Genomic DNA, 16161 nt, shown 5'->3' on the forward strand with positions numbered 1-16161 from the left:
ATGATCCATTTAACTGAAAATGCTGCAACTCATATCAGCAATTACTTAAAGAATCGCGGTAAGGGTGAAGGTATTCGCGTTGGCGTGAAAACTTCCGGCTGTTCGGGTCTGGCCTATGTGCTTGAGTTTGTTGATGACGTCAATGCATACGATCAGGTATTTGAACAGCACGGTGTAAAAGTATTCGTTGACCCGAAAAGTTTGGTCTATCTTGAAGGTTTAGAGATGGACTATGTCAAAAACGGCTTGAATGAAGGCTTCGAATTCAATAACCCGAATAAAAAAGGTGAATGTGGTTGTGGTGAATCCTTCACGGTTTAACTCCCGACCTTCCCTTCTTTTGCAGATTAAAACAGTGTCTTGTACACTGTTTTAATCGCATTTATGCAGTCCTTTTTTGCAATCAATCGCGGATTATCTCTCCCATGAATCATTTTGAGCTGTTTAACCTGCCTGTAGCACTCGATATTGATTTGGCTACTTTAAAAGCAGAATTTTTAAAGTTACAGCAACAATATCACCCCGATAAAGCCGAAGATAAAGACCAGGCCCTGATTCAGTCCAGCGAAATCAACCAGGCGTATAAAGTTTTATCTCAAGTTGACAGCCGCGCAGGTTATTTACTGAGCTTAAAAAAACAGGATTATCATCTGGATCAGTCAATCAGTGATTTTGAGTTTTTACAGTCTGCCCTGGAAATTCGTGAGCAGTTGGATGATGCCCGCTCTGCCGATGAACTGGCTTCCCTGAAAACCGAAGTCCAGCAATGGATTGATGGTCTGGTTCGCGAATTTAAAATTGATTATGCAGATGAAGACTGGGGCGAAGCACGCGATACAGTACGTAAATTGCGTTTCTTTCAGAAAGTCATGACCGATATTGACAAGGCTGAAGATCGTTTCCTCGACGATGACAGCTTTGACCTAGATGACGATTTTTAATTTTATTTTTTCAAATTAACGTGCAAAGGATGTAACACAATGGCGCTCTTGCAAATTGCAGAACCAGGACAATCAAGCGCACCGCATGAACATCGCATTGCGATTGGAATTGATTTAGGCACCACACATTCACTGGTGGCCACTGTTCTTTCGGCGCAAGCCAAAGTCCTTCATGATGAACAAGGTCGTGTGTTACTTCCCTCAATTGTTCATTATGCCGAAAATGCCACGCAATATGGCAACGATGCCAAACCGTTTATCACCAGTGATCCGAAAAATACCATTGTTTCAGTAAAACGTTTTATGGGTCGCTCCAAGGCAGACATTAAATTTCAGCATCCTTACGATTTAGTGGGTGAAGCCAATGAAATGCCGGCTTTTGAAACTGCACAGGGTCGTAAAACACCGGTAGAAATCTCGGCTGAAATTTTAAAACAACTGAAAGACCGTGCAGAAGACAGCCTGAAAAATCCGGTCAATGGTGCGGTAATTACTGTTCCGGCCTATTTTGATGAAGCTCAGCGTCAAGCCACGCGTGATGCAGCTCAACTGGCCGGTCTGAATGTGCTGCGCTTACTCAATGAACCGACTGCTGCTGCAGTGGCCTATGGTCTGGATCAGGACAGCAATTTAAGCACCGATCGCAACTATGTCATTTATGACTTGGGCGGCGGTACCTTTGACGTGTCGATTTTACGTTTCTCGCAAGGTGTATTTGAAGTACTGGCGACCGGTGGTCATACTGCATTAGGCGGTGATGATCTGGATCGTTTAATTGTCAAATGGGCGAAAAAACAGCTGAATATTGACACATTAAATGATACTGAATATGCCCACTTTGTGGTCGCAGCGCGTCAGGCCAAAGAAGCGCTGTCGGATGCTGAATCGGTAGAACTACAACTGTTAGATCAAACATTGACACTGGATCGTGCGACTTTTGAAAGCATTATTCAGGTGGCGTTAGACAAGACCATTAGCGTCTGCAAACGCGTACTGCGCGATGCCAAACTGGAACTGACCGATATTCAAAACGTGGTACTGGTTGGCGGCTCTACCCGCTCCTATGCGGTGCAAAAAGCTGTCCGTGAGGTATTTAACCAGGAACCGCTGTGTACTATTAACCCGGATGAAGTGGTTGCGATTGGCGCCTCTATTACGGCCAATCAGCTGATTGGTAATACCAAAGATGGTTCATTGCTTTTAGATGTTACCCCACTGTCTTTAGGTCTGGAAACCATGGGCGGTCTGGTCGAGCGTTTAATTTCACGTAATACTGCAATTCCAGTCGCGCGTCGTCAGGAATTCACCACTTATCAGGATGGACAAACCGCCATGCTGATTCATGTGGTGCAAGGTGAACGTGATCTGGTTGAGCATTGCCGTAGTTTAGGCCGTTTTGTCCTGCATGGTATTCCACCAATGACTGCCGGTCAGGCGCGTATTGAAGTGACCTTTCAGGTTGATGCCGATGGCCTGCTTAGTGTTTCTGCCAAAGAAACGACTTCTGGCGTCTCTGCGCACATCGACATTAAACCGTCTTATGGTTTATCTAGCGAGGATACTGAGCGTTTACTGCTTGACGGTTTCAAATACGCAGAAGAAGACAAACACCTGCGTCATTTACAGGAAACCAAGGTCGAAGCACAGCGTGAACTGGAAGCCCTGGAACAGGCGTTAAAAGTTGATGCACAGCTATTGAGCACAGAACAACTGGACGCATTGAATGGTGCGAAAACCCATTTGTACAGCCAGCTTGAAACAACCGATATTCAGGCTATTGAACAGGCTATTGAACAGCTTAAAATACACAGTGATGCTTTTGCTGCGCTTCGCATGAACCAGCATATTGATGCTGCTCTTAAAGGCACCAAGCTCGATGATTGGTCAAACTCAAACTAATTTAAGGTAAAGACTATGCCACGTATTAAAGTACTTCCACATGCGCAATTCTGCCCAGAAGGTGCTGAGTTTGAAGTTGAACAAAATGCCAACCTGTGCGAAAGCCTGTTAAAAAACGGCATTAAAATTGAACATGCCTGCGATATGTCATGTGCCTGCACCACCTGTCACGTGGTGGTACGCCGCGGTTTTGACAGCCTGGAAGAAATGAATGATGTCGAAGCTGATCTGTTAGATCGTGCTTGGGGTCTAGAACCTGACTCACGTTTATCATGTCAGGTACAGGTGGTTGATGAAGATCTGGAAGTTGAAATTCCAAAATACACCATTAACCATGCTTCTGAAAATCACTAAGACTTAAAACAGAAAAACCACGCTCCGGCGTGGTTTTTTTGACTTGATAGAACACTCAACAATCTTCGATCAAGCAGATCATCTATCTTTATAATTTAATGAAATTCCCGATCTGGTCGATTAACCTCGACTTCTTCAATTACTTCATCTTCCAGTTTTAATTTCACAATACCCTGCGAGTTGGTCAGTTTTTGCTGGGTCTGAATCCGTTTAATCATTTTTTCCAGCACACCAATCAGTTCCGGATATTCAAAGTTTTGCACTTCATCCAGATTCAGCAACAGATGAAAACCTTTGTATTCATAGTCAAACCAGCGCTGATAATCGGATTTTCTGGCCGCATATTTTTCCATGACCTGCCAGGTTTTCACCGGACCCTGAATACCTTTCAGGAAAATTGGCGCTTTCGGCGCACACAGATAATCATTTTTCACCAGTTGATAGGTATCATCTGACAGCAGGATTTCATCAACTTCGGCTGCGCTTTGCAAACGCGCTGCCAGATTGGCATCGCGGCCGACAATGGTATAGGCCATCCGATGCGCCGCACCATAGTTACCCACGTGGCAATAACCGGTACTGATGCCCATGCGGATATGTAACGGCGGATAGCCCATTTTAATCCAGCGTTCACGCAGCAGTTTCATTTGCTGGCGCATGGCAATGGCCATTTCAACGCAGGTCTTGGCATCATTTTCTACACCCTGACTGCTTGGATCACCAAAGAAAATCAGGATGGCATCCCCCATAAACTTATCGACAGTGGCTTCATACTGCTTGGCAATTTCAGTCATATGACTCAAATAATCATTCAGCAGGTAGGCTAAATCGTCTGGAATCAGGGTTTCAGACAGCTCGGTAAAGCCCTGAATATCGGAAAAGAAAATGGTGAGTTTTTTACGTTTATATTCAATTTTGGCTTCTGACTCGCCTTTCATGATCGAATGCCAGAGCTGAAGCGGCGCATAACGGCTCAACTGGTTGGCAAACTCCATATAGCGGTTCATTTGCTGATAATAATGCTCACGCTTATGGTTAGAGGCACGAATCCGGCGGGTCTGATAAACACTGCCCATACCGAAATACACGATCATGCACAGGAAGGCCAGAATAGTCAGCTCATTGGTGGTGTATTCAAAATATTCACCAAAGCCAAATACGAAAATATTGCACAGATAGAATACCGACGCTGCAAATAAAGCCGCCAGCGACACCAAAAAGAACGACACTTTGACGTTAATGGCGGTATACAGCAAGGCAAAAATAGCCGCAAAGGTCAGGACCAGATTTAAATGCACGGCCGACAGACAGATGGCCACAATCATAATATCTATAATAAATAAGATATTTCTTTTAATCTGATAGTTATATTTAGATTGTAGCCAGCGCGACAGTTTCGGGGTAATAAACAGCAAAAATGCCAATAAAACCGGAATATAAATTTGGTACTGGGTGTCTGGATAGGTGTAATGATAGACAATCAGGATCAGCGATAAGCTCGCATAGCCCATGACCCGATGCAGGTAATCAAATTGTGTAGGATCTCGATCCATCCAATAACCTAGTGACACCGTACTCTACTCTCCTTAGCGGATCTGGTCACACCATACATCCCTGCATGATGCAAACACGAATATCAGTCCATTCGCCAGTCAAATGGCATATCGCCCTGACCGCGTAGTGCCAACATTAGCGTTTGGCGCATATGGTTCAGCACTTCATTGTTATACGGTACTGCTGGTGTTCCCCAGACCGGTTTTGGCCATGCCACATCATTTTGATAACGCACCACATGATGGAAATGTAATTGTGGCACCATGTTACCCAGTGCAGCGACATTCATTTTATCGGCACGGAATACACGTGACAGTTGGCTAGATAACCAGCTCGATTCACGCAGGAACTGTTCCTGATCGGCCTGGCTTAATTCATAGAGTTCGGTAATGCCCGGCACACGTGGAATAAGAATGAGCCAAGGAAATTGCATATCATTCATTAAACGACATGTTGACAGGGGAAAGTCGCCTACAAAAAAAGTATCTTGAGCAAGTTGTGGATGCAAACTAAACATATCTTTATAAATGACGCAAATTAGAATGATGGCTAATACTATCACATCCCAAAGGACGTGAATATTCTATAACGGCCGTTTCACCACAAATAACACACTATTTGCAGCCAGCCAGAGCAATCCCCTATCTTCAATAAATTTCCTTAAATAATCAAGACTTCTTTGCGCAGTCAGCGATTAAATAAACAGCAGGAATTGCATTGGGAATGAGCGCTAACTCATGCTGGCAGCTCACGCAGCAGTTGCTCCAGCAAATCGGAAATAAACTGAATCCGTTTTTGATGTTCATCCAGCAGCACCATGACTTTTAAACGCTGTCCGCCATCCATCCGGAAATAGGTCGGATGTTTCTGCATCATCTGGATAATGCTGATTGCCTGCACCGGGGTATCTGGTGAAAACTCGATATTGCCACCATTGGCACCCACATCAATTTTGGTAATACCGAGCTGCTCTGCTTTCAGACGCAGCTGATGCACGGCAAATAGCTGTTTTACCGGTTGTGGTGGAATACCAAAACGGTCAATCAGTTCCATACGGATGTTGTCGAGTTTATCCTGTGTATCGGTATTGCTGATACGTTTATAGAATAATAAACGCTGATGCACATCGCCCAGATACTCATCCGGAATCAAGGCTGGCATGTGCAGGTTGATTTCCGCTGTTAACGACAACGGCGCATCGAAATTTGGGGTTTTGCCTTTTTGAATGGCTTTGGTGGCTTTTTCCAGCATTTCCATATACAGGCTATAACCAATGGCCTGCATCGAACCGCTTTGCTGTTCCCCGAGAAGTTCACCGGCACCACGAATTTCCAGATCTTCGGTGGCCAGCATAAAACCGGCACCCAAGGTCGATGCACGCTGAATCGCATCCAGACGTTTTTCAGCATCACCTTTTAAGCCTTTAATCGACGGCACCAGCAAATAGGCATAGGCCTGATGGTGCGAACGTCCAACCCGGCCACGTAACTGATGTAATTGCGCCAGGCCGAGCTTGTCGGCGCGTTCAATTAAAATGGTATTGGCATTCGGGACATCAATCCCGGTTTCAATAATGGTGGAACAGACCAGCACATTATATTCTTTATGATAGAACTGCTGCATCACCTGCTCCAGTTCACGCTCACGCATCTGGCCATGTGCGACTGCAACTCGCGCTTCCGGCACCAGCTGGCGGATATTTTCTGCTGCACGTTCAATGGTATCGACTTCATTATGCAGGAAATACACCTGACCGCCACGCAGCAATTCACGCAAAATCGCTTCTTTGACTGAATCACCAGTCTGTTCCTGCACAAAGGTTTTTACGGCTAAACGACGCGCTGGTGGTGTGGCAATGATGGATAAATCGCGCATGCCACTAAAGGCCATATTCAGGGTACGTGGAATAGGGGTTGCCGTTAAGGTCAGCATATCGACATCGGCGCGCAAGGCTTTAATCCGCTCTTTATCGCGCACACCGAAACGGTGTTCTTCATCGACAATCATCAGGCCCAGCTGTTTGAACTGGACATTTTCCTGCAAAATTTTATGGGTACCAATCACAATATCGACTTTGCCTTCGGCCAAATCTTCAATGATTTTAGTATGGGTTTTGGATGAACCAAAACGCGACAGGACTTCAATACGCACCGGCCAGTCGGCAAAACGGTCTTTAAAGGATTCATAATGCTGCTGTGCCAGCAAGGTGGTCGGTACCAAGACCGCTACCTGTTTATTATTTTGCACGGCGACAAAGGCGGCACGCATGGCCACTTCAGTTTTACCAAAGCCAACATCCCCACAAACCAGACGGTCCATCGGTTTGGCCTGCTGCATATCATATAAAGTCGCTTCAATGGCATTGGCCTGATCCAGGGTTTCTTCATAGGCAAACCCCGACGCAAACTGCATATACAGTTTTTCATCCAGCTCAAAGGCATAGCCCGGCTTGGACTGACGGCGTGCCTGTATATGCAGCAATTCAGCTGCGACATCGTGAATCTGCTCTAAAGCCTTGCGCTTGGCCTTGTTCCAGGCATCAGTACCAAGTTTATGCAGCGGTGCCAAATCCGGATCGCCACCACTATAGCGGCTAATTAAATGCAAATTGGTCACTGGCACATAGACTTTGGCGCCATCGGCATAATCGAGCTGCAAGAATTCATGATCCTGCTGATCAATTTCCAGCGTCACCAGTCCGGCATAACGCCCCACACCGTGATCAATATGTACCACCGGCGCGCCAATACTCAGCTCGGTCAGACTGCGTATTAAAAACTCTTCCGAGACTTCCTGCTGACGTTTACGCCGACGTTGAACCATACGATGTTCATAGAGCTGATTTTCCGAAATGACCGAAAGCTGGCCCTGAATTACCAGACCACGATCTAAAGGAGCGTTGGTAATGGCAACGGCGTATAAAGATTTCTGGAATTCAGCAAAGTTCTCAACCGTTGGGATTTCTCCCAGAGTGGAACGCAGCGCATCTTTCAAAGTTTCACGGCGACCAGCACTTTCTGCAACTAGCAACACCGGATGATTGGCCGCGTTAATATATTCTTTGACCAGACTGAACGGTTTTTCCCGTTTCGGATCGACCGGCAGTTTAGGTGGTGCTTCAGTGGTCAGATTTACCACACCGGCTTTTTCGGCAAAATGATCTGCCGAGGCAATGATGCGGCCAAACTGGTTTAACTGTCCCAGCACCTGCTGCGGTGATAAAAACAGTTGCTCGGGCGGCAAAATAGGCTGGTCAATATTATGCCGGCGATCTTCATAACGGCGGTTTACTTCCTGCCAGAAGCTGTTTAAACCTTCTTCCAGCCCCTTATCTGTAATGACAATGCCATTCTCAGGTAAGTACGCCATTAAAGTGCTTTCAGTAGCCATCGCCTGAGCGTTAAAGAACAACGGGAAATAGAATTCTATCCCCGGCGAGGCAATGCCATCGAGTACATCCTGATACACGGGGCTTTTCTTTGGATTTGCGCTTGGGAATAATTCTGCATAACGATCGCGGAACAGCGAACGGCCTTCTTTTAAAGGAAACTCTTTGGCGGGTAGTACTGAAAATTGCTGAATGGTTTGGGTGGTCCGCTGGGTTTCCGGATCAAAAAACTTCAGGCTTTCAATTTCATCATCAAACAGGTCAATCCGGATCGGCGCTTCTTGCCCTGAAGCAAAAATATCCATAATACTGCCGCGTACCGCAAACTCACCATGATCATAGACTGTATCAACCAGATGATAACCGGCCTGAATCAGGCGTTTCTTTTGCTGTTCCAGTTCAAATTTCTGGCCAACCTGAATATCAAAATGCTCACCTAAGACCCAAGAGGTTGGCGCCACACGCTGCGCCAGGGTTGCAGCCGACACCAGCAGCACGCCCTGCTGTGGCATATTCGATAAAATCGCCAGACGCTCAGAGACAATATCCTGATGCGGTGATAAACGGTCATAAGGTAAAATTTCCCAATCCGGGAAAATGGTCGGTTGAATACCGTAAAACTCAAATTCGCTTTCCAACTGCCCCAGATGCTGGCTGTTACGCGCCACCACAATCAATAACTGTTTATGCAGGGTGCTCAGCTGCTTGATCAGCAAGGCCGCGGATGAGCCCTGCAAATTGCCCACCCAGCGTTTTTCGCCCGTTTTTAATTGTTTCAGATTGAGTTGGGAGCTTTCGTGTTGGAACATGTATATAGCTTTTAGGTCTAATCAACATGCGGCTTATACTAACACGAGCATTTCCATCCATTACGTTAATTTTTCTTAATCTTTATCTGAAAAATGAGACTGCATCTAGCTAAAAAGATGGATTGAAGCTTACTTTTTCTCACGCAAGAACTGACGATAATAATCATTCAGGCGTTTCACGATACTTTTAAACTGCAACAGGTTTTCTTCTGTGTTGCCCAAACGCGTCACAAAGCTTTGCGTGGCAATTTCCAGATCAATTTTTTCATTGATCAGCATGGCGGTAAAATACAGTTCTTTCAGGTCATCAAAACGGTTCATACGCCGATTAGACAAATACTCCAGCCGCTCCGATAAAGCATCATTCAGCACAATACCATCGACGATATAGCCGTGTTGCGGATCAAACTGAATCTGATGTTCAGCCAGAAATTCTGCTTCTGGAGAGGGCTTGCTTTTAAACAGTTGCGCCACTTTATTGAACATATGGTTATATCCTGAAATTCGCTGTGCCTAGTGTATCGGCTTTAGCATGGAGATCCAGCGTTTGAACGCGGATATCTTCATAAAAACAAAAAAGCATCCGAAGATGCTTTTAACTTGAGAGTTTTAACCATACTGGCGCTGCAAATAATGCACAATATCATCCGATTCAAACATATGAGCGCCGCTATTTGGATCGACCAGATAAGGCACCTGAATATTCTCGCCCATCAGTGCCAAGACTTTCTCACGTTTACCACCCTTTAAAGGTACATATTTACCGGGCTTTAAACGTAATTTGGCCAGCCCCTGATCCTGCCAGCGCTCTTTGGCCACATTATGGAAAATAAAAGGCAATTCCAGCTCGGTTAAGGTACTGCGCACAATGCGCGTATACGGACTGGCTTCAAAGCCCCACAGCTCCAGCAGTTGCTCCGGTGCCGCACGGTTTTTAATCTTTTTCTTGACCCAGACCCCACGTGCGCCATTGAGCAGCGTACCCGCAAAGGCCACAAACGGAATTTTTGGATAATGCGCATAGCGCCGCGGGGTTTTCCCGCTTTTGCCATAGTGTTTAAATAGATGATGAATAATCTGCTGCGATCCGTAGAGATGATCTCCGGTATTTTCATCTACCAGAAATGGAAATTGCAGTTTACCACCCAATTCCTTGACCTGCGGACGGTATTTTTTACCGCCTTTAGGACAGGGATAGACTTCATAATCCAGATTCAGCAAGGTCATGACTTCGCGTACACGTCGACAAAATGGTGAACCTTCAAACTCATACAACTTGAGCGGCTGCTCAGGTTGCTTGGGAAATGCTGTGCCATTGCTTCCGCGCCCGCCTTCGGTCAAAGCAGAAGCCAATGCCTGTACCACTTTAATTTGATGATGCAACATCATGACCTTCCTGTTCTTGTTATGTTCTAGAAGATGAATGCCGAATCGGGTTGATTACAGCTCCACCAATGCTTCTTTGGCCACCACAATACCATTATTATCGGCATAAATATAATCACCCGACTGAATATTCACACCACCAAAGCTGAGCGGAATATCGACCTCACCCACGCCTTTACGGTTACTTTTTTGTGGAATTGCTGCCAGCGCATGTACGCCTAAATCCAGTTCAGCAATGGCATCGACATCACGTACACAACCGTAAATAATCACACCATTCCAGTTGTTTTTTACTGCAGATTCGGCAATCAGGTCGCCCATAAGTGCACAGCGCATTGACGCACCACCATCCACCACCAGCACTTTGCCCCGGCCTTCAGTCGCCAGTAATTCTTTTACACGCGAATTATCTTCAAAGCATTTTACCGTCACCACCTGACCGCCAAAACTTTTACGCGCGCCATAGCTTTTGAAAAATTTGCCATCCATTGATGGGGTGACCACTTGCAGCTGTTTATCCGGGTTATCATCCAGCAAATCACAAGTAACGAAAGCGACTGTAGACACGTGTGTTTCCCTCATTTTGTATGTTGTATGCGTAAATTATCATAAATTTCAAACTTTTCAGTTTGAGTTAAGGCAGCCTCGACCATAGTATGAGCCACCTGCCCGGCTGTCACTGGCCGATGTTTAAAATTTTTAGGCAAAAAAGATGAACAGCGCTGAAACAGCTGCTGTGACAGATCTTCCAGAAAACGTGCATCCTGACGCTCGCCTAGCAATAAAGATGGGCGCAGCAGTGAAACTTTGCTTAAAGATAAGTTCTGAATGTACTGTTCCAGTTCACCTTTGACCCGATTATAAAAAAATGGCGATCGGGCATTGGCCCCCAAGGCACTGACCAGCAGATAATGGGCAGAGGTTTGCTGCAACAGCTCGGCAAAATGGGCATTGATAGTAAAGTCAGTCGCATAAAAGTTATCTTTTGAGCCGGCTTTTTTCAGGGTGGTACCCAAACAGCTAAAGCCATGACTATGCTCGCTGACATCCTGATCATTCAGCATCAGTAAATCTTCCAGCACCAATGGCTGTACTTTGGCCATCTGTTCAAAGGCTGTATCCGGGCGACGCACCACCGCCGTAACCTGCTGACAGGCAGGATGATCATTTAAGGCAGAAACCAGCGCCCGGCCGACCAAACCGGTCGATCCAATGACAATGGCTTTTTTTATGATTTGAGTCATTTTTTATCCAATATTCAGGCACTCACACTAATCTAACGTTTTCTTTCATTTTTTTCTGCATCTTAAATGTTGTCAAAGCTTGTCAAGACTTGACTTCGACGCATTGTTTAATCAAAATATGGCACTTGTTTACGGGCTGGTGAAATTCTGCTGATGTGGTTTTCAGTTGAATTGCGGCCCGCCCAGACCAATCTATTTCAAGGAGTGCACGAGTGGCAAACTCTGCTCAAGCTAAAAAACGTGCTCGTCAAAACGTTAAAGCACGTAAACATAACGCAAGCTTGCGTTCTATGGTTCGTACCTATCTTAAACGTACAGTAGCTGCTATCGCTGCTGGTGACTATGCTGTTGCTTCAGAAGCTTACAAAAAAGCTGTACCTGTAATCGACCGCATGGCTGATAAAGGCATCATCCATAAAAATAAAGCTGCTCGTCATAAGAGCCGCTTGAACGCGCAAGTTAAAGCATTAGCTTCTAACTAATCGCAAAGCAGAAAGAGCCCTGATTCAGGGCTTTTTTTGTATCTGTAGATTTTATTTTGGTCCGATCTTATCCTCAATACGTTTACGTCCCAATCGATTCCATCTCAATTCCACACTAAACCTTCTAAAAAAACATCTAACCATCACACGACCCACCATCACTAGAAAATAAATCTGTCCCCCCTATATTTTTGATTGCCACAACATCCCCCATAAAAAACACCTCCTAAACTACTTAGAAGGTGTTTATGTAATTCAGACTAGAATGTTGAATATGAATTGTTATTTCAGCATCAGTCTTAAGTTTTCTGGGGTTAAATAAGCCAGTTGCAGACTATTATTAGCGCTTAACTGGGTCCATTGCTGGTTAGCCCCACCGGTACAGCCATAGCGGATTAAACGGGCACGATTGTCTTTTAAATAGCCATGTTCCAGATCAAAACATTGAGCACCCTGGCGGATGGTTCCGGTTTCTGTATGCATTGTCCACACCTGACTGTCCTGTGTGGTGCTACAGCTGGCCAGTGTTACCACATTGCTGTTATTGCTTAAACACAAATCTATCTCGGCTTTACTATGAATCCGGCCCAAACCATCATAAATCCATTGCTCGGTGTCATCTCCGGTACAGGCGCTTGCACCACTGATATAGACATTTTTCTGACCTGTCGCCAGAGTTTCCACTTTCAAACAGTTATTTCTGTTTTTAAGTAGCGTTGCTTCAGCCAGAAGATCTTCATTGGCCAGTCCCAACTGCGTCACGAAGCCTTCCAGCGCTGTTTGCGCTTCAGGTTTTGCATGCTCCAGATCGGCACGGTAGACATTCATCCAGCGATTCAAACGGTAGATGTTCTGTTGCTGCTGTTCATAACGCTGCAACTGCTGCTGAGCTAGTGCACTCAATTCATGACGATTTTCTGCATAAGAATCATATAGTAATTGTGCAGCTGGCTTTAAAGCGATCACCGCCTGATTGGCCTGTGCTTCCAATTCTGCTGGAATTCCGGCAATTCCACTTTTCTAAGCGCCGTATAACCATCCTCACGTCCAATTTTTACAGCAGCTGAAATGGCAGTGCCGTATTGAGGCATCGTAAGTGTCGATAATAATTTCTCGGCTTCATTGGCTTTTTGCAGTACAAATTAACCTGTTGCGGCTGATCTGTAATGGCCAGGTTCACATGCAGCTTATTGGCATTACCACGCATACGATGAGGTGCCAAAGCCACGTTCTGGCTGCGATTGGTATATTGAACATCTAACCAGCAAGCCGCCTGCTCTGCGCCACGCTGTGCAGCCGGCAAATCATAGACATTGCCCCAGTTGCTGCGTGCTGCCGGATACAACACCCCTTGCTGGGTTTCCGGATCATAGCCGCCAATAATGGTAATCACCGGCACCCCAAATAAACGCGGTTTTAAATAATAGCCATCGGCGCTGTTATACCAGACCTCGCTTGAATTCGGCACTTTCGGATAGACCACTTCCATCTGGCGGCTGTCCGGATTCCAGCGTTTATAGCCGGATGGCGAGCTTTCATCCCACACATGACGATTGGTAAAATGCGACTGGATACGCAAAAAGGTACTATAACCGGTGTAATGGGTATAACGTGAAATACTGCTATTGGTGGCACCGCCTGACATGGCATCCCAACCATACGGATACAGTTTCAGGAAATTTAGCACCCCGTTTTTGCCATCGCCCAGATTGGAGGATTGCCAAGCCAAATTACCGCGCATTTTGTTGCGATAGCCTATATAGCCCCAGCCACTATCGGCATGATGTGCCGACCAGAAATAATTGGTGGTGGTATCATCTACTTTAAAAGAGCCCGGATAATGGCCTAAACCATAATGATGGCCAATTTCATGGCTAAATTCGTTACCCACCGAGTTATACAGGGTCAACATGCCGTTACCGCCACTCAAGCCATGGGTCTGTTCACCATTGCTATATTTACCCCGCGCATGGTGAGTTACCACAGTTTGAGTCAGTTGAGGCTGTTGCTGACTGAGCATCGAAGCACTGGTCACCCCCAGTTGGCCAAGTTAATTCCCACACTAAAGGTCGATTTCGCCGTGTTTTCACGCATATCCCCCGAATAAACACCGCCTTCGCCTGCACTTTGACTGTCGTAGATGGTGCCGTTGGCCACCATCACCCGATCCAGCTGAATATCATCATATTTAGCCACCGTCATGTGCGCTGCCGGAATGGTCTGGAAATAGTCTGTGCCTGAATTTTCCGGTTCAAGCAGCATGGCATGTCCTGTTGAATGTGGCGGCGCAGTGAGCAGTCCAATCCGGATATTATTTAGTACCAGTTCACCAGGCGCAGCAAAATCAATCTGCTCTGCCAGTAAATCACCACTGCGGTTTTTGCTGTCAATGATCCGTAATTTTAAGCCCGGACGTACCTCATCCCAGTTTAAGCGCGCTGACCAGGCCCGTTTACTGTAGCGCACTTCTGCACGGCCATCACGATTGCTCTGGTCCGAGGCCGGAATTTGAGTCGGATCAGCCAGGTTGATACGGCGTAACAGCCGTTCATTCTGATACACCTCAACCTGCAGTGCATTAATCTGATCCATCTCCTGCACCGGTGTGATTAATAACAATGCCTCCCGTTCTGCGGTTAAACGTGGCATTTTTTTCTCTTCGTTACCATTCGGGTCAACCACATGGCCTTGGGCAAACTGCACCATCGCCTGCAAAGAACCTGTTAAATCATTACGCACTTCACGTGATTCAGACTGGGCATTAAAATCATAAAAACCCAAAACAGATGGACTTACCACATCTTGCGTTGGCTCAGGATAATGACTTCCATGCAGCGGAGCATCTGGTGCTGTCCCATTGTTCGGCTGTTGACTTTCTCCATCACTACCACCACCGCCACATGCCGTCAGCATAAACGACAATATACTTACACTTAACAAACTAAGCGGAAACTTGATCACACTTTTCACTATTTATTTTACCCCAATGTCAAATTATGACTAAAAATAAAAAAATAAACACATATTTTTCAATGATTTAAGAAATTATATTAGAGTAATTTAAAATCTAAAGCAATGTGTTGTACTTTATTGGACAGAGAAAGAGACAGCTTATTTTTATTTTTTTTAAATGATGGACAAAAATGCAGCAGAAAAGAAAATTTTGATTTAGGCGGTTTTTAGACAAACAAGACTCTTGCACCCCAATAGAAATAGGCGTAACACATAGTCATTTTAGGTGGATTTTTTTTGAGTGTGAGCAAGATATATTAAAGCCAGCCATAGCTCACCTTCACAAACCATCCCCAGCGCAAATTTATATTAAACTTTTTGATGAAACTGCGAGATATCCAAGGTATGTACTTTGCCGCGCCAGATCCATTTCAACTGTGATTCCAGAAAATTTTCACCTTCAAACCAGACAAACAGCCCTTCCATCATTTGTGGCCAGTCTTCCTGTGACACCTCATTACGCCCTGAAATTACCGCAATAATCGCAGCCAGAATGGTGTCATGACTGACCGCCAGACTTAGGCCGCCCGGACTGTTAGGATGAGTGTTATAAATCAGTTCCAGCACATCCACCACGCCATGAATCGGATGTTTCATGCCCGGCAAGGCATTATTGACAAAGCTGTTAATAAAGCCCAACGCACCCTGCTGACGAAAATATGGCCCGGCCTGCTTGATGTCCAGCACAAAACTGCCCGGCTCAACCAGCAAACCCTGCTCGACAATTTCAATATGATGGGTATTTGGCGCAATATGTACCGAGTCGGCGCCTTCAATCATTAAGGCGGCAGTATCGACACAGCGCTGGATCGGACTAGAGATACAATGCTGAATGGCGCGTCCGCTATGGTCAATGAGATAAGCCCCCCATTTTTGCGCCAGTTCACGCCCCGGACCGGTTAACTGCAAATCATAGCCCGCCAGCCCCTGTCCAGCCACATTTTCACGAATGGAATGCCGGGTAAACAAGGTCACGGGAGTATGTACATCGGGCAATAAATCAATTGCCTTTAACATACTCGGTGGAAGCAGCTCTAACGCCATGGATCAAGCCAAATACAAAGGTGTTAAGCCCACTATAGCATGTTGGCA

13 protein-coding genes and 1 pseudogene are annotated in these 16161 nt (G+C 45.7%); 5 read left to right on the plus strand and 9 right to left on the minus strand.

What is annotated here, in order from left to right:
• From iscA to fdx, 4 genes are all read left to right on the plus strand, one after another.
• Entirely contained in the window at positions 1–321 is a 321-nt protein-coding gene (gene iscA / locus P253_RS04935) for an iron-sulfur cluster assembly protein IscA (RefSeq protein WP_005178462.1), read from the plus strand.
• 104 nt (positions 322–425) lie between these two features.
• The gene (gene hscB / locus P253_RS04940; protein WP_016659013.1) at positions 426–941 is read left to right on the plus strand and encodes a Fe-S protein assembly co-chaperone HscB; all 516 of its coding nucleotides are present in this window, start codon (positions 426–428) and stop codon (positions 939–941) included.
• A 39-nt stretch (positions 942–980) separates the two neighbouring features.
• Entirely contained in the window at positions 981–2840 is a 1860-nt protein-coding gene (gene hscA, locus P253_RS04945; protein WP_016659014.1) for a Fe-S protein assembly chaperone HscA, read from the plus strand.
• A 15-nt stretch (positions 2841–2855) separates the two neighbouring features.
• On the plus strand, positions 2856–3194 hold the full coding sequence (fdx, locus tag P253_RS04950) for an ISC system 2Fe-2S type ferredoxin (RefSeq protein ID WP_005178469.1): 339 nt from the start codon (positions 2856–2858) through the stop codon (positions 3192–3194).
• 95 nt (positions 3195–3289) lie between these two features.
• On the opposite strand, the gene P253_RS04955 is transcribed toward fdx, so the two are convergent.
• From P253_RS04955 to P253_RS04985, 7 genes are all read right to left on the minus strand, one after another.
• The gene (locus tag P253_RS04955) at positions 3290–4747 is read right to left on the minus strand and encodes an adenylate/guanylate cyclase domain-containing protein (RefSeq protein ID WP_171525163.1); all 1458 of its coding nucleotides are present in this window, start codon (positions 4745–4747) and stop codon (positions 3290–3292) included.
• A gap of 83 nt (positions 4748–4830) precedes the next feature.
• On the minus strand, positions 4831–5265 hold the full coding sequence (locus tag P253_RS04960; protein ID WP_005178471.1) for an HIT domain-containing protein: 435 nt from the start codon (positions 5263–5265) through the stop codon (positions 4831–4833).
• A 218-nt stretch (positions 5266–5483) separates the two neighbouring features.
• Entirely contained in the window at positions 5484–8945 is a 3462-nt protein-coding gene (gene mfd / locus P253_RS04965; protein ID WP_016659015.1) for a transcription-repair coupling factor, read from the minus strand.
• A gap of 129 nt (positions 8946–9074) precedes the next feature.
• Positions 9075–9431, minus strand: a complete 357-nt coding sequence (locus tag P253_RS04970; protein ID WP_005178476.1) for a hypothetical protein — start codon at positions 9429–9431, stop codon at positions 9075–9077.
• 123 nt (positions 9432–9554) lie between these two features.
• A complete protein-coding gene (locus tag P253_RS04975; protein WP_035363200.1) occupies positions 9555–10331 on the minus strand; it encodes a glutathione S-transferase N-terminal domain-containing protein in 777 nt (258 codons plus the stop codon).
• 54 nt (positions 10332–10385) lie between these two features.
• A complete protein-coding gene (gene rraA, locus P253_RS04980; RefSeq protein ID WP_005178481.1) occupies positions 10386–10898 on the minus strand; it encodes a ribonuclease E activity regulator RraA in 513 nt (170 codons plus the stop codon).
• 11 nt (positions 10899–10909) lie between these two features.
• The gene (locus P253_RS04985) at positions 10910–11575 is read right to left on the minus strand and encodes an NAD(P)H-binding protein (RefSeq protein ID WP_005178483.1); all 666 of its coding nucleotides are present in this window, start codon (positions 11573–11575) and stop codon (positions 10910–10912) included.
• A gap of 212 nt (positions 11576–11787) precedes the next feature.
• Between P253_RS04985 and rpsT the strand changes: the two genes are divergently transcribed.
• Complete coding sequence (gene rpsT, locus P253_RS04990) at positions 11788–12057, plus strand: 30S ribosomal protein S20 (protein ID WP_005178484.1); 270 nt, start codon at positions 11788–11790, stop codon at positions 12055–12057.
• 282 nt (positions 12058–12339) lie between these two features.
• Here the strand turns inward: rpsT and P253_RS15755 are convergent.
• Together P253_RS15755 and P253_RS05000 are read right to left on the minus strand one after the other, a co-directional pair.
• Positions 12340–15015 (minus strand): annotated as a pseudogene (locus P253_RS15755) (M66 family metalloprotease).
• A gap of 363 nt (positions 15016–15378) precedes the next feature.
• On the minus strand, positions 15379–16113 hold the full coding sequence (locus P253_RS05000; protein ID WP_005178488.1) for a histidine phosphatase family protein: 735 nt from the start codon (positions 16111–16113) through the stop codon (positions 15379–15381).
• Positions 16114–16161: the final 48 nt, after the last annotated feature.

The organism is Acinetobacter indicus CIP 110367 (assembly GCF_000488255.1).
GTDB classification, from domain to species: Bacteria; Pseudomonadota; Gammaproteobacteria; order Pseudomonadales; family Moraxellaceae; genus Acinetobacter; species Acinetobacter indicus.

Bases quoted from the DNA above. Each gene is read 5' to 3' on its own strand.
- fdx (WP_005178469.1), top strand. From the start codon at position 2,856: ATGCCACGTATTAAAGTACTTCCACATGCGCAATTCTGCCCAGAAGGT.
- iscA (WP_005178462.1), top strand. From the start codon at position 1: ATGATCCATTTAACTGAAAATGCTGCAACTCATATCAGCAATTACTTA.
- P253_RS04960 (WP_005178471.1), bottom strand. From the start codon at position 5,265: ATGTTTAGTTTGCATCCACAACTTGCTCAAGATACTTTTTTTGTAGGC.
- P253_RS04985 (WP_005178483.1), bottom strand. From the start codon at position 11,575: ATGACTCAAATCATAAAAAAAGCCATTGTCATTGGATCGACCGGTTTG.
- P253_RS05000 (WP_005178488.1), bottom strand. From the start codon at position 16,113: ATGGCGTTAGAGCTGCTTCCACCGAGTATGTTAAAGGCAATTGATTTA.
- P253_RS04970 (WP_005178476.1), bottom strand. From the start codon at position 9,431: ATGTTCAATAAAGTGGCGCAACTGTTTAAAAGCAAGCCCTCTCCAGAA.
- mfd (WP_016659015.1), bottom strand. From the start codon at position 8,945: ATGTTCCAACACGAAAGCTCCCAACTCAATCTGAAACAATTAAAAACG.
- P253_RS04955 (WP_171525163.1), bottom strand. From the start codon at position 4,747: ATGGATCGAGATCCTACACAATTTGATTACCTGCATCGGGTCATGGGC.
- P253_RS04975 (WP_035363200.1), bottom strand. From the start codon at position 10,331: ATGTTGCATCATCAAATTAAAGTGGTACAGGCATTGGCTTCTGCTTTG.
- hscB (WP_016659013.1), top strand. From the start codon at position 426: ATGAATCATTTTGAGCTGTTTAACCTGCCTGTAGCACTCGATATTGAT.
- hscA (WP_016659014.1), top strand. From the start codon at position 981: ATGGCGCTCTTGCAAATTGCAGAACCAGGACAATCAAGCGCACCGCAT.